The organism is Caproicibacter sp. (genome assembly GCF_046707225.1).
Classification (GTDB): Bacteria; Bacillota; Clostridia; order Oscillospirales; family Acutalibacteraceae; genus Caproicibacter.
In genome coordinates this window covers 161,642-186,677 of the sequence record NZ_JBJKOP010000029.1, presented here as the reverse complement: position 1 = coordinate 186,677, position 25,036 = coordinate 161,642, and the positions used below count along the sequence as shown (strand labels likewise).

21 protein-coding genes and 3 riboswitches are annotated in these 25,036 nt (G+C 48.9%); of the genes, 4 read left to right on the top strand and 17 right to left on the bottom strand.

The window, feature by feature from the left end; all coding sequences use genetic code 11:
• Positions 1-86 precede the first annotated feature (86 nt).
• The 8 genes from ACLQ3M_RS05825 to ACLQ3M_RS05790 all read right to left on the bottom strand — a co-directional run bounded on the left by ACLQ3M_RS05825 (position 87) and on the right by ACLQ3M_RS05790 (position 7,795).
• Complete coding sequence (locus ACLQ3M_RS05825; protein ID WP_411676753.1) at positions 87-2,072, bottom strand: bifunctional 4-hydroxy-3-methylbut-2-enyl diphosphate reductase/30S ribosomal protein S1; 1,986 nt, start codon at positions 2,070-2,072, stop codon at positions 87-89.
• 28 nt (positions 2,073-2,100) lie between these two features.
• Positions 2,101-2,688 carry a lysophospholipid acyltransferase family protein gene (locus ACLQ3M_RS05820; protein WP_411676752.1) on the bottom strand — a complete coding sequence of 196 codons (588 nt, stop codon included), beginning with the start codon at positions 2,686-2,688 and terminating at the stop codon, positions 2,101-2,103.
• 57 nt (positions 2,689-2,745) lie between these two features.
• Positions 2,746-3,414, bottom strand: coding sequence for a (d)CMP kinase (gene cmk / locus ACLQ3M_RS05815; protein WP_411676751.1), 669 nt, complete (start codon positions 3,412-3,414; stop codon positions 2,746-2,748).
• Entirely contained in the window at positions 3,395-4,660 is a 1,266-nt protein-coding gene (locus ACLQ3M_RS05810) for an NAD(P)/FAD-dependent oxidoreductase (RefSeq protein WP_411676750.1), read from the bottom strand. Before ACLQ3M_RS05810 ends, cmk begins: the two co-directional genes overlap by 20 nt.
• Positions 4,657-5,529 (bottom strand): MurR/RpiR family transcriptional regulator, encoded by an 873-nt coding sequence (locus ACLQ3M_RS05805; protein ID WP_156991435.1) that lies wholly within the window; start codon positions 5,527-5,529, stop codon positions 4,657-4,659. Before ACLQ3M_RS05805 ends, ACLQ3M_RS05810 begins: the two co-directional genes overlap by 4 nt.
• 177 nt (positions 5,530-5,706) lie before the next feature.
• Positions 5,707-6,249 (bottom strand): hypothetical protein, encoded by a 543-nt coding sequence (locus ACLQ3M_RS05800; RefSeq protein ID WP_411676749.1) that lies wholly within the window; start codon positions 6,247-6,249, stop codon positions 5,707-5,709.
• 30 nt (positions 6,250-6,279) lie between these two features.
• Positions 6,280-6,909 (bottom strand): J domain-containing protein, encoded by a 630-nt coding sequence (locus tag ACLQ3M_RS05795; protein ID WP_411676748.1) that lies wholly within the window; start codon positions 6,907-6,909, stop codon positions 6,280-6,282.
• Complete coding sequence (locus ACLQ3M_RS05790; RefSeq protein WP_411676747.1) at positions 6,902-7,795, bottom strand: DUF5685 family protein; 894 nt, start codon at positions 7,793-7,795, stop codon at positions 6,902-6,904. Before ACLQ3M_RS05790 ends, ACLQ3M_RS05795 begins: the two co-directional genes overlap by 8 nt.
• 220 nt (positions 7,796-8,015) lie before the next feature.
• Here ACLQ3M_RS05790 and ACLQ3M_RS05785 point away from each other — a divergent pair, with 220 nt between their 5' ends.
• On the top strand, positions 8,016-8,252 hold the full coding sequence (locus ACLQ3M_RS05785; protein WP_066644175.1) for a hypothetical protein: 237 nt from the start codon (positions 8,016-8,018) through the stop codon (positions 8,250-8,252).
• 55 nt (positions 8,253-8,307) lie between these two features.
• Here ACLQ3M_RS05785 and ACLQ3M_RS05780 read toward each other — a convergent pair whose 3' ends face one another.
• The 7 genes from ACLQ3M_RS05780 to ACLQ3M_RS05750 form a co-directional block, all read right to left on the bottom strand.
• Positions 8,308-9,333, bottom strand: a complete 1,026-nt coding sequence (locus ACLQ3M_RS05780; protein WP_411676746.1) for a rod shape-determining protein — start codon at positions 9,331-9,333, stop codon at positions 8,308-8,310.
• Between the two features lie 91 nt (positions 9,334-9,424).
• A complete protein-coding gene (locus ACLQ3M_RS05775; protein WP_411676745.1) occupies positions 9,425-10,099 on the bottom strand; it encodes a ComF family protein in 675 nt (224 codons plus the stop codon).
• The gene (locus ACLQ3M_RS05770; protein WP_411676744.1) at positions 10,089-12,305 is read right to left on the bottom strand and encodes an ATP-dependent RecD-like DNA helicase; all 2,217 of its coding nucleotides are present in this window, start codon (positions 12,303-12,305) and stop codon (positions 10,089-10,091) included. The genes ACLQ3M_RS05775 and ACLQ3M_RS05770 overlap by 11 nt, the downstream gene beginning before the upstream one ends.
• A gap of 65 nt (positions 12,306-12,370) precedes the next feature.
• Positions 12,371-12,706 (bottom strand): hypothetical protein, encoded by a 336-nt coding sequence (locus tag ACLQ3M_RS05765; RefSeq protein ID WP_411676743.1) that lies wholly within the window; start codon positions 12,704-12,706, stop codon positions 12,371-12,373.
• Between the two features lie 44 nt (positions 12,707-12,750).
• Positions 12,751-13,935, bottom strand: coding sequence for a methionine adenosyltransferase (metK, locus tag ACLQ3M_RS05760; protein ID WP_411676742.1), 1,185 nt, complete (start codon positions 13,933-13,935; stop codon positions 12,751-12,753).
• A 92-nt stretch (positions 13,936-14,027) separates the two neighbouring features.
• A riboswitch (SAM riboswitch) is annotated at positions 14,028-14,129 on the bottom strand.
• An 89-nt stretch (positions 14,130-14,218) separates the two neighbouring features.
• Positions 14,219-14,860 carry an ECF transporter S component gene (locus tag ACLQ3M_RS05755; protein ID WP_411676740.1) on the bottom strand — a complete coding sequence of 214 codons (642 nt, stop codon included), beginning with the start codon at positions 14,858-14,860 and terminating at the stop codon, positions 14,219-14,221.
• Between the two features lie 12 nt (positions 14,861-14,872).
• Positions 14,873-15,004: riboswitch (FMN riboswitch) on the bottom strand.
• A 92-nt stretch (positions 15,005-15,096) separates the two neighbouring features.
• Positions 15,097-15,229: riboswitch (FMN riboswitch) on the bottom strand.
• Between the two features lie 37 nt (positions 15,230-15,266).
• Positions 15,267-16,517 carry a CapA family protein gene (locus tag ACLQ3M_RS05750; RefSeq protein ID WP_411676739.1) on the bottom strand — a complete coding sequence of 417 codons (1,251 nt, stop codon included), beginning with the start codon at positions 16,515-16,517 and terminating at the stop codon, positions 15,267-15,269.
• A gap of 198 nt (positions 16,518-16,715) precedes the next feature.
• Here ACLQ3M_RS05750 and ACLQ3M_RS05745 point away from each other — a divergent pair, with 198 nt between their 5' ends.
• From ACLQ3M_RS05745 to ACLQ3M_RS05735, 3 genes are read left to right on the top strand one after another with little or no spacing between them, the layout of a single operon-like run.
• Positions 16,716-18,269 (top strand): phosphatase, encoded by a 1,554-nt coding sequence (locus ACLQ3M_RS05745; RefSeq protein WP_411676738.1) that lies wholly within the window; start codon positions 16,716-16,718, stop codon positions 18,267-18,269.
• Between the two features lie 16 nt (positions 18,270-18,285).
• Entirely contained in the window at positions 18,286-20,412 is a 2,127-nt protein-coding gene (locus ACLQ3M_RS05740) for an RNA degradosome polyphosphate kinase (RefSeq protein ID WP_411676737.1), read from the top strand.
• Positions 20,409-21,476 carry a 6-phosphofructokinase gene (locus ACLQ3M_RS05735; protein ID WP_411676736.1) on the top strand — a complete coding sequence of 356 codons (1,068 nt, stop codon included), beginning with the start codon at positions 20,409-20,411 and terminating at the stop codon, positions 21,474-21,476. The genes ACLQ3M_RS05740 and ACLQ3M_RS05735 overlap by 4 nt, the downstream gene beginning before the upstream one ends.
• A 156-nt stretch (positions 21,477-21,632) precedes the next feature.
• On the opposite strand, the gene tuf is transcribed toward ACLQ3M_RS05735, so the two are convergent.
• Positions 21,633-22,835, bottom strand: a complete 1,203-nt coding sequence (tuf, locus tag ACLQ3M_RS05730; protein ID WP_411676735.1) for an elongation factor Tu — start codon at positions 22,833-22,835, stop codon at positions 21,633-21,635.
• Positions 22,836-22,938: 103 nt separating this feature from the next.
• Positions 22,939-25,020, bottom strand: a complete 2,082-nt coding sequence (fusA, locus tag ACLQ3M_RS05725; RefSeq protein WP_411676734.1) for an elongation factor G — start codon at positions 25,018-25,020, stop codon at positions 22,939-22,941.
• Positions 25,021-25,036 lie beyond the last annotated feature (16 nt).

The window sequence follows — 25,036 nt, the reverse complement described above, 5'->3', positions numbered from 1 at the left end:
ATACAAGGAGGAATTATTATGTGAATGAAACGGGCACAAAGATACTTGCGAATCTTTGTGCCCGTTATTATTGTTGAATCGTTTGATTATTCAGCCGTTTCATCCCCGGCGGGTTCCGCGGGCTTTTCAGACTCCTCTTCCGGCTCCAACAGAGCGCGGATGGAAAGACTGACGCGATGCTTGTCAAAATCAATATCCGTAATCTTAACCTTCACCATATCATTGATCTTCAGAACATCCTGCGGCTTTTCGATCCGGTGATCGGCGATCTGAGAGATATGAATCAAGCCGTCGATCCCAGGAATAACCTGAGCAAACGCGCCGAACGTCGTCATACCGACTACTTTTACCTCAGCCACACTTCCGACCGGATATTCGTTTTTCAGGATTTCCCACGGATTATCCTCCGGCTTTTTATAGCCGAGAGAGATTTTGCCCTTCTCCTGATCCAAACCCTTAATATAAACCGTTACATTGTCGCCAACATTCACTACTTCGGAAGGATGTTTAATTCTGGACCAGGAAAGTTCGGAAATGTGAATCATTCCGTCGATGCCGCCCAAATCGACAAAAGCACCATAAGAAGTCAGGGATTTAACAACGCCGTTATATTCTTTTCCCACTTCAGCGGTTTCCCAGAATTTATCGGCCTGAGCCTTGCGTTCATCTTTCAAAACAGAACGAATGGACCCGACGGCACGCTTACGGCTGCGGTTTACTTCGATAATGCGGAACTTAACTTCTTTTTTCAAAAGAGCCTCAATCGGATCCGTACGGGACGCCGTTGCCTGAGACGCGGGAATGAAAACGCGCACTCCGTTTGTAACGGCAATTAAACCGCCCTTGATAATCTCAGTGACAACGCCATCCAAAACAGACTGATCCTCTTCCGCCGCATCGATCTTCTCCCAACCCTTTGTGGCATCCAGGCGCTTTTTGGAAAGCATGATCGTTCCTTCCTGATCGTTTGTACGCATAATGAGAAGATCCAACTCATCTCCGATTTTCACCAGATCTTCAGGTTTTACATTCGGATCAGCCGAAAGTTCGGAAGCGGGAATATATCCGGCCTGTTTTCTGCCTACGTCTACCAGAACTTCGCTTGGCGTTACTCCGACAACGACACCGTGAACCTTCTCATCTGTATTTAAACTTTTGAGAGACTCTTCGAGCATTTCCTCAAAGCTTCCCTCGGTATTATTTTCTTTGGGACCGGCACCCTGGTTGATTTCTGACATGGTATCAAGTACCTCCTTTATAATGCTTGCCGGCGTCGACGCGCCCGCAGTAATGCCAATGCATCCAGCCCGACTCAGGGCCGGCAGCGGAAGCTCGTCCGCAGATTCGACAAGATAGGCGGCGCAGTTCTTTTTGCACAATTCAAAAAGCTTGGCGGTATTGGAACTCTGTTTGCCGCCTATAATAATCATTGCGTCGCACTGCCGCGACAGTTCAGCCGCTTCAGACTGGCGTATCGCAGTTGCATTACATATTGTATCAAAAACTGCGGCATTTGTATATACCCTTTTGATGATTTCCAAACAATTTTCCCATTCATTCACACTGAAAGTTGTCTGCGATACTACACAAACGGGCTCTTCGGGCCTTACGGTTTCCCGGTCAATGATTTCTCTCAGCTCGTCGGCATTTTTAAAAACCAGGCAGCGGCCGCTGCAATGACCTATGATCCCTTTGATCTCCGGGTGTTCCGCATCTCCGGCAACAAGAACAGTTTTCCCCTCATTTGACGCATAAGCCACAATATTTTGAATTTTTTGCACGAAAGGGCAAGTGGCATTGCAGCACTCAATTCCACGTTTTGCAATTTCATCCAGAGTGTCACCGGAAACTCCATGGGAACGAACCACCAGAGTTGCGCCTTCCGGGACTTCCGCAGGCGAATTCACGATTTTTACTCCGCGCTGCTCAAACCGGCTCAGTGTTTGTGGATTATGAATGATCGGGCCCAGAGTGCAAACCTGCATCCCCTCATCAAGCAGTCTGCACACCGTTTGTACTGCACGGTCCACGCCGAAACAAAACCCGGCGGATTTTGCCACTTTAATTTTCATGATATCACCCCGGAAAACCGATTCATTTTCATCCTCCGGATTTCCCGAGATCCGCCTCCCTCAGTTCCGCAATTCTGGCCATAACCAGCTTGCTTGCATTCCGTAATTCCGACGGAGTACCGTTTATGATTCCAAGCTCTTCCTCTGAAATAGGGGCCCCATATGAAACATAGCATGAATGAAACAGCCTTGGCATTCTGCCTTTTTTAGGTGTAATGCAGCACGGAACAACCGGAGCATGGCAACTGTGCGCCAGCATGACCGCACCGGATTTCGGGTGCAGAAAATTTCCGTCCCTCGTACGGGTTCCCTCGATAAAGATCCCCAGAATCCGGTCGGTGTCCAGAATATCCCTGGCCGTATAAATTGCCGTTTTATCTCCTTTTCCCCTTGAAACGGGAAAAGCTCCCAATGATTTGATGATCGGTGCAAGCAATTTAATATGAAATAATTCTTCTTTCGCCATAAAATAGATCTGGCGTTTTTGACTGTAGGCGAGCCGAAGTGGGTCCGTCATGCTCATATGGTTGCAGCAAAGAATCGCCTTTCCGTCTTTCGGCAAATTTTCCGCGTTTCGAATCCGAATCGGCATTAAACTGCGAAAAAACCAAGGCATAAAGATTCTTAAAAAAGAATAAAGAGGAGTCCGTTTCATTCTTTCACCAATTTTCATTCAGATTTTCAAGCCGGAGCGTATCACATCGACGACCCGATTGACCGACTGCTCCAATGTATTCCCGGTTGTGTCAATCTGCACGGAATCTTTCGCGGGAATCAGCGGAGCAACCTCGCGGTGTGAATCCTGATAGTCACGCTGAATCATATCCTTTAAAACCTCGGAGTATTCCGCCTTTTTACCTTTTTGCAGCAATTCTCTGTATCTTCTTTGCGCCCGTTCTTCCGGTGAAGCGGTAAGAAATATTTTGACCTGAGCACTCGGAAGAACCACTGTGCCGATATCGCGGCCGTCCATTACGACATTTCGCTCGGCGGCAAGAGCCCTTTGCATGGAAAATAAAAATTGCCGTACCTCCGGGATCGCTGAAACCGCAGAAGCGGCGTTGGAAACCTCTTCAGCACGGATTTCCGGCGTTACGTCGCTGCCGCAAAGAAACACTTTCTGCTCTCCATCCTGAAAATCAAGGGAAACAGACACGTTTGAAAGCGCGGCGCAAACGGCTTCCCGATTGACCGGCGCTATCCCGTGATTAATCATGTATAGACCAATCGCACGGTACAAAGCTCCCGTATCAACGTAAACAAATCCAAGAATTTTAGCCGCCCGCCTGGCTACCGTACTCTTCCCCGCCCCGGCCGGTCCGTCAATCGCAACAGCAATCATCTATGATCCCCCTAACTGGTACGGAATTTCCGGCCAGCCGGCCGGTAGAAAACGCAATCTGCAGATTGTATCCGCCGGTATAGGCGTCCACATCCAAAACTTCGCCTGCAAAATACAAGCCCTTTATCAGCTTGGACTGCATCGTCTTCGGGTCAACCTCCCGAACAGAAACCCCTCCCGATGTGACCACAGCCTCTTCAATCGGACGAAAAGCGTCGATCGAAAATGAAAAGGATTTCAGCAGGAAAGCAAAATCATGGCGTATTTCCCTGGTAATCAGATTACATTTGATGTGAGGTTCTATCCCGGACCTGCGAACCGCCACGGGGATCATCGCTCTTGGCAATAAAGAGGAAAGTGAATTTTCAAAATCCCGGTTCTGATTTTCTCTGAACTCCCGAACCAGGCGGGCATCCAGCTTCTCCGGACTGAGAGCGGGCTTTAAATCGATCGCAATACGGTAACGGCCCGGCGACATATCGCGAAGATGAGCGCTGGCACTGAGGATAACAGGGCCGGAAAGCCCGAAATGGGTAAACAGCAGTTCGCCGAAATCTTCATAGATGATTTTGCCGGATTTCAGATCTTTAACGCTGATTGAAATATTTTTTAGAGACAGCCCCATCATTTCTTTGCAATCCGTGCCCTGAACAACAAGCGGAACCAGTGAAGGCCGAAGCCGCGTCACGGTATGTCCCGCTTGCCTTGCAAAAAGATACCCGTCCCCTGTTGAACCGGTTGCGGGATATGATTTTCCGCCGCAGCAAACTACCACACTCTGCGCAGAAATTTGGCTGCCGTCCTTCAGGCTTACTCCCTGAATACGGCCGTCTGAAATCAAAAGCTGTTTTGCTTCTCTGTTTATCATTTGAGCGCCCGATGCTTTGACAAACCGCTCCAATGCCCCGACGACATCGGCAGCTTTGTCGGACTGGGGAAAAACCCGGTTCCCGCGCTCAGTTTTGAGCGGCACGCCCAAATTTTCAAAAAAGCTCATGGTATCATACGGAGAAAACCGAGAAGCCGCGCCGTATAAAAAGCGGCCGTTTGTCGGTACGGAAGCGATGAACTCCGGCACGCTGCAATGATTCGTGAGATTACATCTTCCCTTGCCGGTAATTCCGATCTTTCTGCCCGGTTTCTGATTTTTTTCCAGCAGGCAGACCCTTAGGCCCCTCTGGGCTGCTGTCCCCGCCGCCATCATCCCTGCGGCTCCCGCGCCGATTACTAAAACATCAAACTTCAATTCGAGCTGTCATCCACCTTTTCATAAACGCCGTAAGCGTCCCAGATATCTTCGAGATTCTGAAAGATTTTTTTAGACTCTTCAGACTTTTTCAGGGAAGTCGCGACAATCAGCGCATTGATCAGGCTGAGCGGCGCACAGAGCGAATCCACAATGGAAGCAATTTCGCTTCTGGCAAGCAATACACAGTCGGACGCCTGAGCAACCGGCGAAAGGGAACTGTCTGTAATCCCTATCACTTTGGCACCCCTGTCATGCGCAAAATTCATCGCTTTCGCGATTTTTCTGGAATAACGCGGAAAGCTGATCCCAATGACTGTGTCGCTTTCATCAACCCGGATCATCTGCTCAAAAATTTCGCCTTCGCTCGTAGCCTGAACCAACAGAACATTTTCGAACAACAGGTTCAGGTAATAAGAAAGAAAAGTCCCAAGCGCCAACGCGCTTCGTGCCGCCAGGATATAGATCTTTCTGGACGCCACAATGGAATCTACGGCTTTGTAAAAGCTGTCGTGATTTGTTTCCTCCATCGTACGGCGTATTACGTCGATATCCTGATTAAATACAAAATCAAGAACATCTGAATTTCCTATCCGTTCCGTCGTAACCTCCATACGCTGAAAGGAGGTCAGCTTATTCCGGATCATTTCCTGTATCGCCTGCTGAAGCTGCGGATATCCCGCATAGCCGATCTGGGTGGCAAAACGCACAACCGTCGATTCACTGACCCCCACGGTGGCTCCCAGCTTGGAGGCCGTCATAAACGCGACTTTATCATAATGTTCTTCTATATATGCTGCGATACGCTTTTGACCTTTTGAAAAACTGTCAACCTTGTTCTGAATTCTTACCGCAAGTAAATTATCCATTCCAACTCCGCCTTTTCTCTGCATTTGTCCCGGACGGCCCGCCCAGAGCATTTTGAGCCGGGGGACTCTTTTTTCATCAAAAAGAGTGGCCGGATATTGATTTCCGGTCCAATCCTTATTTTAATTCCGCAGTCGTTAAAAATCAAGTAAAACTTCCGCAGGAAGGACAAGGTAAGCCTATTTTGACCGGAACAGTTTTTTTATCATTGGATGTATCCTGCTGAAGTATGTGATTACCAGGAGCGAAACGGCGTAATCATAAATCAGGAAAACTACGTTTCCGGCAACCAGGAACAGCCAAGGAAGATAATAGCCGAAAATCGAAAAGCTCTCTTTGGGTACGCTCAGAAAAGCAACCGACAGACAAAAATCCAGTACGGCGGCAGCATTGAATACAATCAATTTCACGGCCGTCTGGAACTCTATCCTGCGTAAATGATTTTCCAATAAAGACTTGAGAATCGGATAATACCCGAAAAACAAGACAAAAAATAAGACGGCCTCCTTATCCGCAGCAAGAAGCACGGAAAGAATGGACTGCACCGTATAGACGCTGAAAGCCCAGCCGGTTCCGGCTTCAGCCACAACGGAAATCATCAGTATCCCCGCAAAAGCAGGAAGCGCATAGGTTCCAACCGGGATCATTCCGGTCAGAATCATCACCGCGGTGCCGAGTGCAGCTACCACAGAGCAAAAAGCCAGTCGTAGACTGTGGTTCAACTCAATCTTCCTCCAAAAAAAACGAATGGATCAGCAGCAAGGGTAAACGCTTCCGCCAAAGCAGTTACAGCAAAGGTTCGCAAGGCACAGAGATGTGCACAGATCGCAACCGCCAACCCCTCCGTATTGCGGGACATTGGGATTGTATCCGCCGAACATGCCGTTACGCTGATTCGTTACCTGGTTAAAAGCCGCACGGTACTCTGCGTTGGAAGGATCCATCCGGCAGGCGTTTGCAAAATCGTTATAGGCTTCATCCAGCCATCCGCGTCTGTAAAGAACGGTGCCCTTCAAAAAGAACCATTCTGCATTCCGGCTTTCCAACGGAACTCCGTCCAGAATCTGTTCGGCATCCGCGATTCTTCCGGAATTAATCAGGTTGCGTACGTCATAAAATCCCGTACTCCGGCCTGAATAGCCTTCAGTTCCTGAGTACCCCGCGTATCCGCTTTGACCGCCGTTTTTTCGCTGCCTGCGTTCTTTGATAATCTGGTCGTATGCCTCGTTGATTTCTTTCATTTTTTCTCCGGCAAGATCGGCCAGCGGACTGTCCGCATAATTATCCGGATGATATTTTTTCGCAAGTTCCCGGTAGGCGCTTTTTATTTCGTCATCCGTTGCGTTCGGCGATACTCCAAGAACTCTGTAAGGATCAGGCATTCGTTTTCTCCTTTTTAAACAACAGTTCCTTCTGCATCTGCGGCAGGCCCAGAAAAACGACATTCCGGACAATAGAACCCATTGAATTCATTTCCATCAAATTGTAAGCTGCGCCAAGCTGCGACAGCGTCTGGTTTAAAACCTCATTTGCATAAGCCCTCGCTTTTCGGATATTCTCGGGATCGCTTTCGCCATTCAGATGAAACCGGATCGCAAGCGGGTTAAACGTGCCTTCTTTGAGATCGTCGCTCAGGTCGTCCGCTGCGTCCATAAAGTAAATCCAGCGGCCAATATAATAGCCGAACCGATTCAAAACGCGTGATTTCGGCGTGGACGGATCTTCCCCTGACGAGAACTCCATAACGCGTTCCATCATCCGTGCCGTCGGTTCCGCACAGGAATCCAGTCCGGGCGAATCCCTATGTTCAATCTCACGCTGCCGGTCCATTGCCTCCGATATAATTTCACCAAGTCCCGGATAATCGGCTGCCGCCTTGCGATAGGCATGTCTGACAATCGGCAGAACAAAAATGCGCAGATACTTTTTGAAACCTTTCGAATCAAAAATATCGTCTTTCAGCTTATGATACAATAATATTATCGTAAGAGCAGAAGCCTGTTCAAATTCCAGCCCGGCTTTTTCGCAGAATGCGCATTGCTTGAGCGGGTTAACCACACATCTTCCCTTTACTAATTTTGGAATCGGATTGGAAGAAGCTGAAATTAAAACAAGCGCGTAAAAAGTACAGTCATAATTCAAAGCGAGCCTTGCAGCAATCCCGTATTTTTTACCGAGAATCTTGCAAAGCGAGCAGTAAATTCCGTTATACGCTTCAAGTTCCCGTACAAGAAGTTCCGATTTCTGCGGTTTCACATAACCAAACAAAAAAGATCATCCTTATTTCTATTGAAATCGCCACAAGTTCAATCTTATTTTACTCTACCCCGCACCGACATTTAATTAACAATGTGTAAATTTTACAGGGATGCATCGGAATATCCCTCTGTTCCGCGTGCCAAAAATGATATTACCGGAAAAAGCATTGTTTTTTTCAAAATGACATCGTATAATGAAATAAAGTAATAAGGACAGGAGGTTATAAAATATGAAATTATATGATATCGACGTGATTAAATTAATTGAATTGCTGGACCAGTCCAAAGGAAATGTTTATCTGGTGACGGATGATGGAAACAAACTGAATCTGAAAAGCAAGCTATGTCAACTCTACGGCGTGCGGGCTCTGCTTGAAAAAACAAAAAACTCGACTGTATCGGCGGAATTAAGTGTAGAAAACCCAGAAGATGAGTTGATGTTTATAAACTATATGATGAGTAAATAAAATTAATTTTGAACGCCGCTGTATGATTGCAGCGGCGTTTTTTGATCCCTTCAGCTTAGTAAGCCGCGCTCAGCGGATTCAGAATTCCATAGGATTTATTCTCGATGTCATCGATAAAGCGGATCGCCTTTCCGGCGCCCACCGCGACGCAGTTCTGAGGATCGCCGGCAATATGCACCGGCATTTTTGCCTTCTTGGAAATCAGACTGTCGAAGCCAAACAGCTGTGCGGAACCGCCCGTTAGAATCATCCCGTCGGAATAGACGTCCCCGACCAATTCCGGAGGGGTCTTTTCCAGCATTTCCTGAATGACGCGAATCACCTGCATGACGCTGTCGATTAAAGCCTCCAGAATCTCGTCACTCGTAATATCTGCCCACTGCGGCAGTCCGGTCATCGCGTTGCGGCCCTTCACCCGAAATGTTGAAACATCTTTTCTGGGATAAACACACCCGATTGCCAGCTTGGCGTTTTCAGCCATGCGCCGCCCGATAATCAGGTTGTATTTTCTCCTGATGTATTTGATAATCGCTTCATTGAAAGCATTGCCGGCCACTTTGACGGAGCGGGAAATCGCAATGCCGCTGAGTGAAAGCACCGCCATATCCGTTGTTCCGCCGCCGATGTCGACAACAAGGGTTCCGTGTGGCTCTGAAATGTCCACTCCCGCCCCCAGCGCCGCGGCCACAGGCTCTTCGATCAGACAGATTTTTCTCACGCCGGAAGAACTGATTGCATCGACAACCGCTCGTTTTTCCACTTCCGTTATTTTGCAGGGGACGCTGACCACGACGCGCGGCATTACAACGCGGCTCTGATTGATCTTTTTTAAGTATGTTCCGATCAGGTACTGGGCCAGGTCAAAATTTGAAATCACTCCGCCCTCCAATGGCAGGCAGACATTAATTTTATCAGAAGTCCGCCCAATCATCGTGTAGGCTTCTTTTCCGGTTGCAACAACCTCACTTGTTTCAACATTAACCGCCGCAGCGGAAGGCTCGTTCAGAACAATTCCCTTACCGTCAAGATAGATTTTTGTCGTAGACGTACCAAGGTCGATCGCAAGGTCGGTTCCCAGCACATAATCACATCCATTTCTTATAAAAACACACATTTGAAAGCAAATGCGGACTAAATTCACTCGCTTATTATAAAATAAAATACGTTCAATTTCAACAAGGGGACCTTTCAACCTGCGCGATTGCGGCACACGAAACCGCTTCTGCTCCGCTTTCCAGAAGGACCCCGGCGCATTCACAAAGGGTTGAGCCTGTTGTTACAATATCGTCTATCAGTAATATGCTGTTCCCGGCGGCCAAATCTTTGTCGGCGCGGTAAATCCCCTTGACGTTTTTCATTCGCTCCGTGCGCGGAAGCAGATGCTGTTCAGGATTATCGCGAATTTTCTCAAGGCATTCCCGATAAGGAAGATTCAGTTTTTCAGCGATTTTTCTTGCAATCAGCTCGGACTGATTATATCCGCGGCCTTTTTTTCGTTCGCGGGAAATCGGAACCGCCGTCACCACATCAAAGGAAGATGCGTTCATTCGGCTCCCAATCAATTCAGAAAGCTGATCCGCATAAAATTCCGCATTGCTTTTTTCTCCGTAAAACTTGAAACGAATGATCGAATCACGAACCTGATCCTCGTAGGAGTAAAGGACGGCACATGGAATATTCTGTCCGCCACCGGAAAGATTCATGCAGCGCATCGCGCTGACCGGCTTGATTGCACTGGAGCAGCCCTGACAAACTTTTGTTCCCGGCGCAACGATTTTGTCGCAGAAAACACAATGCGGCGGAAAGATCAGTTCAAGGCAAAATAAAATTATTTTTTTAAATTTCATCCTCCCCGCCCCCGGTTAAAAGATAGGCCAATCCCGTGTACCGTCTGGTTTTGCGGTTGTTTTCAACCATAGAACGAACCGTTTCGGGCGTACCGACAAGGATCAGCAGAGACTTTGCTCGGGTCACCGCAGTATAGAGCAGATTTCGGTAAGCAAGCTGAGGCGCGCCCCGGTACATCGGAATGACTACCGCAGGAAATTCATTGCCCTGGCTTTTGTGTACCGTCATCGCATAGGCAAGTTCCAGTTCAGCCGCAGTCTCAGACTTGTAAGCGACAATTCGGTCGTCCATGCGCACTGTGATCACAGAAGCTCGGCGGTCTATCGACTGAATAATACCAAGGTCGCCGTTAAATACTCCCTCTCCTACCGAACCGTCCAAGCGGTTCCACGGCAGATTATAGTCGTTGCGAATCTGCATAACTTTGTCGCCCTCGCGAAAAAGTGAACCGTTTATCCGGATTTCCGTCTTTCGGCCGTCCGGCGGATTGATTGCCAACTGAAGTTTTTTATTCAATTCCGTTGTTCCAAGCTCCCCTTTTCGTGACGGCGAAAGTACCTGTATCTCTGTCAGAGAAGAAAAGCCGTAGCTTTCCGGAAGCCGGCGGTTGCATAAATCAACAATGGTTGCGCCGATGTTTGCCGGAACAGCGCATTTCAAAAAGAAAAAGTCTTCATTTCTGATGTCGAGTTCCGGCATTTCCCCGGAAACAATCCGGTGAGCGTTTCTTACAATCAGACTCTGCATGGATTGCCGGAAAACCTGCCGAAGCTGCACGACGGGCAGAAGCCCGGAAGCAATCAGATCTCCGATCACATTCCCCGGCCCTACGGAAGGAAGCTGGTCGCTGTCGCCGACAAGAATCAGCCTGCGCCCAAGCGGAAGCGCCCTTAAAAGGGCTTCAAAAAGGGCGGTGTCAACCATGGAAAGCTCATCGATGACCAGCGCGTCGCACTCAAGCAGATTTTTTTCATTCCGGGCAAAGACGGGCCTGTCCTCTTCGTCCCACTCCACCTGTAAAAGCCGATGAATGGTTTTGGCTTCCCTGCCTGTCAGCTCCGACATCCGTTTCGCCGCCCTGCCGGTCGGCGCCGCAAGCAAAACCTTCTCACCGCTGCGCTCCAGCAAACGGATGATCGCGTTCAGCGTCGTTGTTTTTCCGGTACCCGGGCCGCCGGTCAGAATCAGAATTCCTTTGGACAAAGCCTCTCGCACAGCCTGCTTTTGCCCTTCGGCGTACTGAATTCCAAATTCCCTTTCAACCTCCGCAATCCTGTCGTCAACTCCTGTGACCGACGGAGCCGGAAAGCGGAGCAGCATTTTAATCCGTTCCGCAGAATAAACCTCAGAGTGATAAAGACTCGGAAGAAAAATAAATTCCCTGTCCCGAAAAGTACAGGAAACAACGGATGTATCCGCTTTTAAATCCTCAAGGACGTCGCGGGTCAGGCTCTGTTCCACTCCCAGCAGGCGGGCTGCGGCCGAGGTCAGCTTGTCCGCAGGTAAACAGGTATGTCCGTTTCCCATGTTGTGTTTGATCACGTAAAGGATACCAGCACGAACACGGCAGATGTCGTCCTGAGGACGTTCCAGCGACGCGGCAATCCGGTCGGCCCGGTCAAAACCGATGCTCACGCCGTCCTCGCAGAGGCAGTATGGATTTTCTCTGACGCGGTCTACTGACTGCGCGCCGTAATATTTCCAGACGCGCACGGCCTCCTCGGGAGAAATTCCATATCCGCCGAGCTGTACCATCATCTGCCTGATTCCGCCGAGCCTTTTTACCTCTTCACAGATTTTTTCCGCCTTTGGCTTCGTAATGCCCCGAACGGAGCAAAGGCGTTCCGGCTCGTTTTCCATGACCTCCAGCGCAGTACCGCCAAAAAGCTCCACTATTTTTTTCGCCGTAGACGGTCCGATCCCCTTTACGGCGCCGGAGGAGAGATATTTCAGCATAGCCGCTTCATTGGCCGGTTTGGAACGCTCAAACGCCTCCACATGAAACTGCTCCCCATAATTCTGGCTGGTAATCCAGTTTCCAACGACATGCAATTCTTCGCCGGCACCGACAAACGGCAAATTCCCCACCGCCGTAATCAGTTCTTCGCCGTTATTGATTTCAACAACGGCGTATCCGTTTTTTTCGTTTCGAAAAATAATCTGTTCCACCGTTCCGGTCATTTCCAGAAGCCCTGTTTCCGCCATCCAGTTCCCTCTTGTTCGCGTTGTAATATCTCTAGTATAAACGATCCGATATGTATTTGCAAATATTAACGGCAAAGGATATTTTGTACTTCATCCGGCCGGCAGAGCTGGATTTCCGGCAGTTCGTAGCAAGCAATTTCACAGATTCGTCTGGTCTCTTCGTCCATACCACAATCGACGGCCAGAAGCTGCGCTGTACTGTCCGGAAACCATTTAATCCGCTCGCAGGCACTTCTTAAAACCAATTCCGCTTCTTCATCATGCCCGCTCATGGAAACAATCAGAAAAAATCTACCCGGATTTTTTGTTTTCAGCAGCCAGAATAAAAACATCCGGAACGCTTCCACAATTCCAAGAATGGCAAACAGCACGAAAACAATTTTGAAAATAATTTCAAACATAAAAACCACCCCAACACATTCTATGTGCCGGGGCGGAATTTTGATTATTTTTTCAATACGGCTTTCAGTGCATCCACACGATCGCATTTTTCCCAGGAAACGCCGAGGTCCTCTCGGCCCATATGGCCGTAATTGGAGACAGAGCGGAAAATGGGGCGCCGGAGGTCCAAATCCCGGATGATCGCACCGGGTCTTAAATCAAATGTCTTTTCAACCGCATCGGAAAGTTCTTCTCCCGTGTAAGGTGAAGTTCCGAACGTGTCGACGCGTACGGAAACCGGCCTGGCAACACCGATCGCATAGGCGAGCTGCACCTCGCATTTTTTGGCTACTCCCGCCGCGACAAGGTTTTTGGCGATGTAGCGGGCGGCATAGGACGCGGAGCGGTCGACTTTCGTCGGGTCTTTCCCGGAAAATGCGCCGCCACCGTGACGGGCATATCCGCCGTAGGTGTCAACAATGATTTTTCTTCCGGTCAGCCCGCTGTCTCCGACCGGTCCGCCGATTACAAACCTTCCGGTTGGATTGACATAATACTTTGTTTTTTCGTCAAGCCACTGCTGCGGAACAACCGCCTGAATCACATGTTTCATTACATCGCCGCGAATCTGTTCCAAGGTGACATCCGGGCTATGCTGAGCCGACACCACAACCGTGTCTACACGGACAGGCCTGTCTTCCTCGTATTCCACAGTAACCTGAGTTTTGCCATCCGGCCTCAGGTAAGGAATCAGTCCGGTTTTTCTCACTTCGCTCAGCCGTCTGGCCAGCTTGTGAGCAAGTGAAATGGGAAGCGGCATCAGTTCGGGGGTTTCATCGCAGGCATAGCCGAACATAAGCCCCTGGTCTCCCGCTCCGATCAGGTCGTATTCATCCGTTGCACCGTTTTTTGCTTCGTAGGAGCGGTCTACACCCATGGCGATGTCCGGCGACTGCACGTCGATCGAAGTTAATACCCCGCAGGTGTTTCCGTCAAAGCCGCAATCCGGGTTATTATATCCGATATCCTTGACGACGTCCCTTGCAATGGAAGCAATATCCACATAACAGTTTGTCGAAATTTCTCCCATGACATGAATGATCCCTGTCGTCGCCGTAACCTCACACGCAACATGCGCCACCGGGTCCTGGGCTATGATTGCGTCCAAAACGGCGTCCGCAATCTGGTCACACATTTTATCGGGGTGACCTTCCGTTACGGATTCAGACGTAAAAAAATGTTTTGACATATATTTGTTTCCTCCTGACTTTCCTCAGCTGGCCTGCGGCCATTGCTGAAAAATAAAAAAATACCGTCCGGAAAACCGGACGGTATTAATCCACCTCATCTTTCGGCTTTCCCGCAGGATTTGGCACCTTACTTTCTTAAAAGCAGGTTGTCGGACATCACAGGGCCTGTTCCCTCCGTCACTCTTGATAAGGACCTATTCATTTTTAATAATCAGATTATAGCACAGGCCGCGGAAGTTGTAAAGCGTTAACCGTAAAATACCCGGTTCATCCTATTCTATGTCATTTGCCGATCCTGTTGTGTAAAATGGGACTGACTTTTTTATACAGCAGCATGGTCAGGCAGGAAACGGTAACTCCTTTAAACAGGTTAAACGGTGCTACGGCCAGCATAATAAAGGTCGTAAGTCCCTGAATCGATGGGTTAACAGCGGAGCCCATACTGATTAATGCATTCATCGGCATGTGAAAAGCAGCCGCATAAACAGGAAGAAGCACATAGGCATTCATCAGGCTGCCGACTACAATCAGTGCCAGCGTTCCGGTAATTAAGCCGACAATCGCATACCGCCTTGATTTATGATGCTGATAAATGACCGCGCTGGGAATCACCATGGAACTTCCGATTAAAAAATTGGCAAGGTCGCCCACGCCCGCAGTAGAACTGCCGTGAATCAGCATATAAAGCAATACCTTGATCAGCTCAATCAGCACCCCGGCCGCAGGACCCATTGCAAAGGCTCCGATCAGGACCGGTAGTTCACTGAAGTCAAGCCGGTAAAATGCCGGAGCAAACCAAAGCGGAAACTCAAACATCATCAGTACGAAAGCGATTCCCGAAAGAACGCCGATCTGCGCGATACTCCTGGCATCCAGCTTTAATCCCTGTCTCTTGCCTGCTTTTTCATAATCCATAGAATTCATCTAATTTTCTCCTCTTCTTTCATCCGGACTTTACCGTCGGCTTCGGAATCGAACCGAAATCTGCGGCTGACTGCCGCTCGCGGGCTGATCGGCTTTTGCCGTTTTACCGCCGGTGGGGAAGTTCGCCCCGCCCTGAACCTTTTTCTTAAAAAATCATCCCGGATGCTCGGCAGGGTCAACGGATGAAATAAAAAAAAGTCCCGCAAAAATGCGGGACGGAATAAACGTTAAAAAACGCTTTTCTTCTTCCATCCGGACTTTACCGTCGGCTTTGGAATTCAACCAAAATCTGCGTTTCCGCTCGCGGGCTTGTCGGCTTACTGCCGCTTTACCGCCGGTGAGGAATTTCACCTCGCCCCGAAGACTGATTCATTTATTTACAGTATATCACGGGAATCAGGTTCTGTCAAGATTCCGCCTGATATTCCTTTGGAATATTCCGGTCAATAATATCCTGTATGAACTGCTTGCTGAATTCCGGAGTCCGTTTCCGGATGCTGTGTTTCTTTGCCAGCGCGTCCGTATATTCGCTCAGCGGGTAAATCGCAAGATTCTCAAATCTGGTTTCATAGTGCGTGACAATCGGCTCAAATTTCATACTGGAGTATGTTGTTTTTCCTGTTTCAAAGTTTTTTGTCATTGTCACGGTCAGGAGACCGCTGACCATGTTTCTGCCATAGAGCTGCCCGGAAATGAAATTTCCCATTGCGAAAATCACAGGACATTTTGCCCCATCCGACGCTCTCGTGAGCAAAGTGAGCTTTTGCACCACATGCGGGTGGTTTCCGAATATAATATCAGCGCCCCAGTCAACCATATCCTGCGCCAGCTTTTTCTGCTTGTCCGTCAGGGTATAAGTGTCTTCCGTTCCCCAATGGACGGATATTACGACAACATCGGCCATGCTTTTCGCTTTTTGAATCAGGCTTTTGATTAATTCCGTATCGCTCGCGTAAATGATCCTGTAATTTGATCCTTTCGGCAGGTACAAACCGTTGGTCATTTCCGTGATTCCGATATGGGCCGTTTTAATCCCTTTTGCTTCCACAATCCGTATATTCTGAAGGTCCTCATCATTTCGATAGGCCCCGACGACCTTGACCGGCTGGGTATCCCAGTAATCAAGCGTTGCCTTGATTCCTTTCTCGCCCATATCCAGCAGATGGTTGTTCGCCTGATTCACGACGTCGAACCCTAAATGGACCAACTCGTCCCCAACTTCGGTCGGTGAATTAAAAAGAGGATAACCTGAAATCGGCGCAACCTTTGACGCCAAAACAGATTCCTGATTAATCACCGCGACGTCGGCGTTTCGTATGGTGCCGGCGACACGTTGATACATCGGGTCAAAATCGTAACCTTTTCCTCCCGCCAGCTTTTTGGCATGGTTGTACACAGAGCTGTGAATCAAATCGTCCCCGGCACCCAGAATCGTAATGGAAACCGGCTTTTGAACCGGTTTGGAGGAAGAGACTTCTGATGCCGCTGAGGAGGATACGGATGATGATGGCACTGCGGAGGACGACGACCGGGCACGGTTGAAGCCCGGAACTTGTCCGGAATAAACCGCGGCTGCTACGGCAACCGCGGCGCACAATATTACTGCAACGGATATGACCGCCGTCCGCCGGGACGCGGAATGTTTTTTTCTACGCATAAATCAATATACCTTCTTTGTATCACTATGATTGGGAATGATAACAGTATAACATATTGCGTTGGCAAAAGTCATGCAATTTCTGCCGCTGGCAAACTTATATCTTGAAAACATCGAGAAAAAGGTAGAAAAACTCGATCAAACTTGTTATTCTTATAATATAGTATTCTATTGGTAAATCCGAAGGAAGGTGATTGATTGAACCGCAAAAAAAGCCCCAAACTTGCCGCTGTCCTCGACATAGACTCTAATGCTCTGAAGATGCGAATTTCTCAGCTGAAAAAAGGAAAAATTGATGATCTCGAGACTCTCGAATACCCGCTGCACCTTGGCCATGAAGTTTTTACGGACGGAAAGATCAGCTTTGAAAGCCTGCGCGAATTGTCCTCCCTGCTGCACGGTTATGAAGACGTTTTGAACGGGTATGGCGTAACGGACTACAGAGCGGTTGCAACGACGGCTCTGAGAGAAGCGGAAAACCGATCGTTCATTATCGACCAGCTTAAAATTCAAAACGGATTGCAAATTGAAGTTCTTGAGGATGATCAGGAAAAGACCCTGATTTATTGGGAAATTTTAAATTATTTGAATAAAATTGAAAACAAACGGGGCGAAAGCGCTCTGATTTGTTATATCGGGGCCGGCACCATCGGCTTTTCGGTGTATGACGGAAAGCAAATGATTTTTTCTCAGAACATCCCGATGGGGTCTTTAAAGCTGCACGATATGCTTGGAAATATCCAAAATATGACGGAGGATTTTTATACCGTCGTCGAAGAATACTTAGATTCCATCCTAGGGCATATCAACATTCCGCTGGAAAACGGCAAGGCTAATAATCTGATTTTGACCGGCAGCGGGATTCGACTGATTGCGAAGATCTGCGGAATTGAGCAGGCGGACGGGAGATATGAACTGGATTCCCTGAGAATCAAGGATTTATTCCAACAAATACGAAAGATGCCGCAGGAACGGATCGGCCGCAAATATAATCTTTCCGAAGAAACGGCGGAACTGCTGTATTCTTCTCTTTCAATCGCAATGAAACTTCTTCATTACACGAATTCCGCAACAATTCTGTCGCCGGAAGTGGAGCTTTGGGACGCTTTAATCCGGCAAATGCTGATTGCGAAAAGCTCGGGGCAATATCAGGACCATGTGCGCGTCAGCGCAATCTCCTGCGCAAAGAAAATTTCCGACTCCTATCATTGCAGCAGAGCGCATACGGAATGTGTCAGAGGGTTTTCCTGTAAAATTTTTGATAAAATGAAGGGCCTGCACGGTCTGGGCAGAAGAGAGCGCCTGCTTTTGGAACTGGCTTCCATCCTGCATGACTGCGGACATTATGTCACGGTAAAGCAGCACCTTCAAAGCTCATTCGATATTATCAAGGACACGGATATTTACGGGCTCACAGACGAAGAAATGCTGCTGACGGCTTTTGTTGCACGCTATAATGAATACGACGTTCCCAGCCACCGGAACCACACCTTTGCGCTGCTGAGTGAAAACAACAGGCTGATCGTTTCAAAGCTGGTGGCAATCTTCCGGTTATCCAACGCACTTGACAAATCGCAGAAACAAAAGCTCTCCGATATTAAGGTCCGGCTGGAAAAGGACCGGATGACGATTTCGTCCCAGAGCGACGCGAATCTTTTTTTGGAGCAATGGGCGTTTGATCAGTGTGCGCCGTATTTTAAAGAGGTTTTCGGTTACAATCCCGAACTTACCATAAAATCTAACCTGCTGTGAAAAGGTTGTGTGACCATTGAGTGAAAAAGAAGAAAAACATGTTATCCCGTACATCAATCGGGAATTAAGCTGGGTCGATTTTAATTATCGCGTGCTGGAAGAATCCTTCCGAAAAGAAAATCCGATTATGGAACGAATGCGTTTTCTCGGCATTACGGCCTCGAACCTGGACGAGTTTTTCATGGTGCGCGTCGCAGGTGTGGAAGACCAGGTCGATTCCCATTATTTCATCCGCGATCTTTCCGGATATTCGCCTGCTGAACTGCTTATGACTCTATCTCAAAAAATTCACAGCTTTATTGAGAAGCAGTATTCCTGCTTTACCCGCTCTGTTTTACCTGCTCTGAAGAAAAACGGAATACGGTTTTTGAAAGCTGACGAGTTGAGTGAAAGTCAGAAAAAATACATCTCCGAATATTTTGACAAGATTTTGTTCCCCGTTCTTACGCCTTTGGCCGTAGACAGAAGCCGGCCGTTTCCGCTGCTCGCGAACCGCAGCCTGAATATTGCCGTCCGCCTGAAAGGCGAAGACGAATCTTATTTTGCGGTGGTTCAGGTTCCCGGTATTTTAACGCGTTTTCTAAACATTCCGTCGGATGGCGGAAACGACTACATTCTTCTTGAGAATGTCATTATCTATCAATTGGGGGAACTGTTTGAACTGAATGAAATCCGTTCGGCCTGTGCCTTTCGCATAACCAGAAGCTCGGATCTTGATATTGATGAAGACTCGGACGACCTGCTGATTGAAGTACAGAAATTCCTGAAAAAGCGTAAACGCGGCAAACCCGTTCGACTTGAACTTTCTCGGGGACATGACTATGAAACGGAATTGTTTCTGAAAGAAATGCTGGAGATTGAAGATCATCAAATTTATGAGATACCGGGCCCGCTGGATTTGACTTTCTGCTCCTCCTTTGCCTCGACGCCGAAATATGAGCAATTCTGCTACCGTCCGCTGCAGCCGGCTTATCCGCCGGGTGATTTTGCCGGCTGCGACGACATTTTTAAAGCAATCCGCGAACGGGACCGCATGGTTCATCATCCGTATGAAAGCTTTGAAACGGTCATCGATTTTGTGCGAACGGCTGCGGAGGATGAAAACGTCCTCGCGATCAAGCAGACACTATACCGCGTCAGCGGACATTCCCCCATTGTTGGGGCGCTGATACGCGCGGCTGAGAACGGGAAGCAGGTCACCGTTTTGGTTGAGCTGAAAGCCCGTTTTGACGAAGAAAACAACATTATGTGGGCGAAAAAACTGGAAGAAGCCGGATGCCATGTCATTTACGGGCTTGTCGGATTAAAAACACACTGCAAAATTTTGCTTGTCGTTCGCCGCGACGAAGACGGAATCCGAAGGTATGTCCACATGGCTACGGGAAACTATAACGATTCAACGGCGAAAGTATATACGGATATCGGCATTTTCACCTGCCGGGAACCATACGGCGTTGACGCTTCTTCCCTTTTTAATGTCTTGACCGGCTATTCCCGTCCCCCTGAATATAATCGATTTATCGTTGCTCCGGCAACCCTTCGCCCTTTTTTTATCCACATGATCCGAAACGAGATTGAGAACGCAAAAAAATCACTGCCCTGCGGAATTACCGCCAAGGTCAACTCTCTTGTGGACCCGGAGATCATTGATCTTCTTTATCAGGCGTCGGAAGCGGGAGTTCCTGTTCACCTGATCGTGCGCGGGATTTGCTGCCTGATTCCCGGAAAAGCAGGATTCAGTGAAAATATTACGGTAAGAAGCATTGTAGGAAGATTGCTGGAACACAGCCGCATTTTTGTATTTGGAAACGCCGGAAATACAAAAGTATTTCTCGGGAGTGCCGACTGGATGCAGCGAAATCTGGACCGCCGTGTGGAACTTGTCTTCCCTGTTGAAGATGAACATCTTCGAGGCAGAATCATGAAGATAATCGACTTACTGCTCAACGACAACGAGAACGCACGCACCATGGAAACCGACGGCACTTATTCCAGAGTAGACAGAAGAGGAAAAACGCCTCTCAGCTGCCAGGATGAGTTCGTAAAAATCGCTCAGCAGTGTGCGCACTGCCGAATGGATCATGAGGTTTCAGCACCTGAGACTGCGTACTCAATAAAACGGAAAGGAATCACGGAACCATGAAAAAAATAGGACTACTGACAAGTGGAGGCGACTGTCAGGGACTGAATGCAGCCCTTCGCGGAATTGCGAAATCTCTTTACAACCGAATGGGCCGCAACATAGAATTATATGGCATTCAGGATGGTTACCGAGGCCTGATGGAGGGAATCTGCCGCCGCATGGACGCGGATGATTTTTCCGGAATTCTGACTTTGGGGGGAACCGTTCTAGGAACATCCAGGCAACCGTTCAAACAGATGCGGACGGAAAACGATGATAAAGTCAAGAAAATGAAATCAAATTACAAAAAATGGGGATTAGACTGTCTTATCATTCTGGGCGGCAACGGTACGCATAAGACAGCCAACCTCCTTCGGGAAGAGGGATTGAACATTATTACTCTTCCCAAGACGATCGATAACGATCTGTGGGGAACGGACATGAGCTTTGGATTCCAGAGCGCTGTCGAAAACGCGGCTCACGTCATCGACTGCATTCACACTACCGCGACCTCGCACAGCAGGGTCTTTATCGTGGAAATCATGGGCCATAAAGTAGGCTGGCTGACTCTGTATGCAGGCATCGCGGGCGGAGCCGATGTCATTCTGATGCCGGAAATGCCTTACAATATTGAAAGCGTCGCGGAATCTCTTCGCAAAAGGAATCAGCAGGGAAAACGCTTCTCCATACTGGCTGTTGCCGAAGGGGCAATCTCCATAGATGAGTCCGGACTCAGCAAAAAACAGTTTAAGGCGGAACGGGTGAAGATGCCTTATCCATCCATTTCTTACCGCCTTGCAGATGAAATTGAAAAAATGACGGAGCAGGAAACAAGAGTAACCGTTCCTGGCCATTTTCAGCGCGGTGGAAGCCCATGTCCGTATGACCGTGTCCTTGCCACACGGTTCGGTGCGGAAGCAGCAAAATTGGTCGTTGAAGAAAATTACGGAAGCATGGTGTCGCTTAAAAATGAACGTATTGTTGCCGTACCGCTGCAAGAGATCGCCGGAAAATTAAAGGCCGTACCGCTCGACAGTGAATTAATCCTGACTGCTCAGGATACCGGCATCAGCTTTGGAAATTGATGAATCAGCAAAAGAATGCCCCCGGCGCACCTTCTTTAAACTTGCCTTTCATACAAAGCTCTTGAGCCGACGAGGGTTATTAAAATACAAAAACATGGCCCGGTGGGGGATTTCCCTCACCGGGCCATGCTGATTAAACAGTCTAACGACCGCTAATTACTCAATGATTTTGGAAACGACGCCGGAGCCGACCGTGTGGCCGCCTTCACGAATAGCGAAACGAAGTCCCTCTTCCATAGCAATCGGCGTAATCAGTTCAACCGTCATCTGAACGTTATCGCCAGGCATGCACATCTCGGTTCCTTCCGGAAGATCGATGGTACCTGTAACGTCTGTTGTACGGAAATAGAACTGCGGACGGTAATTGTTGAAGAACGGAGTATGACGGCCGCCTTCATCCTTTGTCAGAATATAAACCTGACCGACAAACTTGGTATGCGGATGCACACTGCCCGGTTTTGCAATAACCTGACCGCGCTCAATTTCTTCTCTCTGAATACCGCGGAGAAGCATACCGATGTTATCGCCGGCTTCTGCGAAGTCAAGGGATTTACGGAACATCTCGAGGCCCGTGATAACAGACTTCTTCTTTTCCGGAGAAAGACCGACAATTTCAACTTCATCGCCGATTTTAGCCATACCGCGCTCAACTCTGCCCGTAGCAACTGTGCCGCGGCCGCTGATGGTCATAACGTCCTCGACAGGCATCAGGAACGGAAGATCGGATTTGCGTTCCGGTGTCGGAATGAAGCTGTCAACAGCATCCATCAGTTCCCAGATGGATTTGTATTCCGGCGCATCCGGATCCGTGGAAGTGCATTCCAGCGCTTTCAAAGCGGAACCGCGAACAATCGGGGTATCGTCGCCGGGGAATTCGTATTCATTCAGCAGATCACGAATTTCCATTTCAACGAGGTCGAGAAGTTCTTCATCGTCAACCTGGTCAACCTTGTTCATATAGACGACAATATAAGGCACGCCTACCTGACGGGCAAGCAGAATGTGCTCACGGGTCTGGGGCATCGGGCCGTCCGCAGCGGAGACGACAAGGATCGCGCCGTCCATCTGTGCAGCACCGGTAATCATGTTTTTAACATAGTCGGCATGGCCCGGGCAGTCAACGTGAGCGTAGTGACGGGCTTCCGTCTGATACTCAACGTGAGCCGTATTAATTGTAATACCACGTGCTCTTTCTTCCGGTGCCTTGTCGATGTTTGCGTAATCGACGAAGTCAGCTTCACCCTTGAAGTTAAGAACCTTCGTGATAGCCGCAGTCAAAGTGGTCTTACCATGGTCAACGTGACCGATGGTGCCAATGTTTACATGAGGTTTCGACCTGTCAAATTTTGCTTTTGCCATTGGAGATCCTCCTTTTTATTTATCCGAACTGGAATGATAGATTTTACATTATGCTTAACATTTTAACAACAAAAAGGGTAAAAAGCAAGCATATTTTACGAGGTTATTCCGATTTTTTACTGCGGGACGTAATAATCTTTTCGGAAATATTCTTCGGCACTTCCGTGTAGCTGCCGGGCTCCATAACATACTGACCACGGCCCTGCGTTTTAGACCGCAGATCGGTAGAATAGCCGAACATTTCCGAAAGCGGAACCATAGCGCGAATCTGCTGCGCACCCGGGATTGCGTCCATTCCTTCGATCATTCCACGGCGGGAGTTCAGGTCGCCCATCACGTCGCCCATGTAATCTTCCGGAACGGTAACACTAACCTTCATAATCGGTTCCAAAATAACCGGATCGGCTTTTGTCATAGCTTCCTTAAACGCCATTGAACCGGCAATTTTAAACGCGAGCTCCGAGGAGTCGACTTCGTGGAACGACCCATCGTAAAGCGTGACCTTGGCATCTACAACCGGATAGCCCGCCATAACGCCGGACAGCATCGCGCCCTGAATTCCCTGGTCAACAGCTGGAATAAATTCCTTCGGAATCGCACCGCCCGTAACGGCGTTGACAAATTCATAGCCCTTGCCCGGATTCGGTTCCAGTTTAATCTTAACATGACCGTACTGGCCATGGCCGCCCGACTGCCTTGCGTACTTGGTTTCGACGTCGGCAAGACGGCGTACCGTTTCTTTATAAGCAACCTGAGGCTTACCGACGTTTGCTTCCACATGGAATTCGCGCAGCAAACGGTCGACGATAATTTCCAGGTGCAGTTCGCCCATGCCGGCAATAATAGTCTGACCGGTTTCCTCATCCGTGTAAGCCTTGAATGTCGGGTCTTCTTCCGCCAGCTTGGCGAGAGCAATGCCCATTTTTTCCTGCCCAGCCTTGGTTTTAGGCTCGATTGCAACACGGATAACCGGGTCCGGGAATTCCATGGATTCAAGCACGATTTTGCGCTTCGGATCGCACAGGGTATCGCCGGTCGTTGTGTTCTTCAGGCCGACCGCCGCCGCAATGTCGCCGGAATAAACCGTTTCAAGATCCTGACGGTGATTCGCGTGCATCTGCAGAATACGGCCCAGTCTTTCGTTATTGTCCTTGACGGAGTTATAAACGGTGGAACCGGCATCAACCTTACCGGAATATACGCGGAAAAATGCCAGCTTTCCAACAAACGGATCCGTGGCGATCTTAAACGCAAGCGCCGCGAAAGGCTCGTCATCGCTCGCGTGGCAGTCCTCTTCCTCCCCGGTGTCCGGATTGGTACCGCGGATTGCGGGAATGTCGGTAGGAGCCGGCATATACGCGATAATCGCGTCAAGCAGCTTCTGCACGCCTTTGTTTTTATACGAGGTTCCGCAGGTAACAGGTACAAATCTATTTGCAATCGTCGCCTTGCGAATCACCTTTTCAATTTCAGCTTTGGTCATTTCTTCGCCGTTCAGGTACTTCTCCATCAAGTCATCGTCCTGTTCGGCAACCGCCTCCAGGAGCTCGGCATGATATTTTTCGGCAAGTTCCTTCATGTCCTCCGGAATGTCTTCGACCTTCATGTCTTTGCCCATTTCGTCATAATAGACGTCGGCCTTCATGTCAATCAGGTCAATAATTCCTTTAAAGGTATCTTCGCTGCCGATCGGCAACTGAATGGGAACGGCGTTGCACTTCAGGCGGTCTTTCATCATCTGGACAGTGCGGAAAAAATCCGCACCCATAATGTCCATTTTGTTGACGTAAGCCATGCGCGGAACACCGAACTGTTCCGCCTGACGCCAAACGGTTTCAGACTGCGGCTCAACGCCGCCCTTTGCATCATAAACCGCTACGGCGCCATCAAGCACACGCAGAGCACGCTCAACTTCTACCGTGAAGTCAACGTGGCCCGGTGTGTCGATAATATTGATCCGGTGGCCCTTCCAAAAGCAGGTCGTGGCGGCGGAAGTGATGGTAATGCCCCGCTCCTGCTCCTGCACCATCCAGTCCATTGTTGCGGCTCCGTCGTGAACTTCACCGATTTTATGATTGATTCCAGTGTAATACAGGATGCGTTCGGTAGTGGTAGTCTTACCGGCATCGATGTGAGCCATAATGCCGATATTGCGGGTTAATTCAAGTGATACCTGCCTTGGCATAATTTCCTCCTAAATA

What these genes read in the sequence shown, in the direction of transcription:
- ACLQ3M_RS05755 (WP_411676740.1), bottom strand. Translation starts at nt 14,860, where the DNA reads ATGAATTCTATGGATTATGAAAAAGCAGGCAAGAGACAGGGATTAAAG.
- ACLQ3M_RS05795 (WP_411676748.1), bottom strand. Translation starts at nt 6,909, where the DNA reads ATGCCTGATCCTTACAGAGTTCTTGGAGTATCGCCGAACGCAACGGAT.
- ACLQ3M_RS05735 (WP_411676736.1), top strand. Translation starts at nt 20,409, where the DNA reads ATGAAAAAAATAGGACTACTGACAAGTGGAGGCGACTGTCAGGGACTG.
- ACLQ3M_RS05805 (WP_156991435.1), bottom strand. Translation starts at nt 5,529, where the DNA reads ATGGATAATTTACTTGCGGTAAGAATTCAGAACAAGGTTGACAGTTTT.
- tuf (WP_411676735.1), bottom strand. Translation starts at nt 22,835, where the DNA reads ATGGCAAAAGCAAAATTTGACAGGTCGAAACCTCATGTAAACATTGGC.
- fusA (WP_411676734.1), bottom strand. Translation starts at nt 25,020, where the DNA reads ATGCCAAGGCAGGTATCACTTGAATTAACCCGCAATATCGGCATTATG.
- ACLQ3M_RS05765 (WP_411676743.1), bottom strand. Translation starts at nt 12,706, where the DNA reads ATGTTTGAAATTATTTTCAAAATTGTTTTCGTGCTGTTTGCCATTCTT.
- ACLQ3M_RS05770 (WP_411676744.1), bottom strand. Translation starts at nt 12,305, where the DNA reads ATGGCGGAAACAGGGCTTCTGGAAATGACCGGAACGGTGGAACAGATT.
- ACLQ3M_RS05820 (WP_411676752.1), bottom strand. Translation starts at nt 2,688, where the DNA reads ATGCCTTGGTTTTTTCGCAGTTTAATGCCGATTCGGATTCGAAACGCG.
- ACLQ3M_RS05750 (WP_411676739.1), bottom strand. Translation starts at nt 16,517, where the DNA reads ATGCGTAGAAAAAAACATTCCGCGTCCCGGCGGACGGCGGTCATATCC.
- ACLQ3M_RS05825 (WP_411676753.1), bottom strand. Translation starts at nt 2,072, where the DNA reads ATGAAAATTAAAGTGGCAAAATCCGCCGGGTTTTGTTTCGGCGTGGAC.
- metK (WP_411676742.1), bottom strand. Translation starts at nt 13,935, where the DNA reads ATGTCAAAACATTTTTTTACGTCTGAATCCGTAACGGAAGGTCACCCC.
- ACLQ3M_RS05785 (WP_066644175.1), top strand. Translation starts at nt 8,016, where the DNA reads ATGAAATTATATGATATCGACGTGATTAAATTAATTGAATTGCTGGAC.
- cmk (WP_411676751.1), bottom strand. Translation starts at nt 3,414, where the DNA reads ATGATTGCTGTTGCGATTGACGGACCGGCCGGGGCGGGGAAGAGTACG.
- ACLQ3M_RS05775 (WP_411676745.1), bottom strand. Translation starts at nt 10,099, where the DNA reads ATGAAATTTAAAAAAATAATTTTATTTTGCCTTGAACTGATCTTTCCG.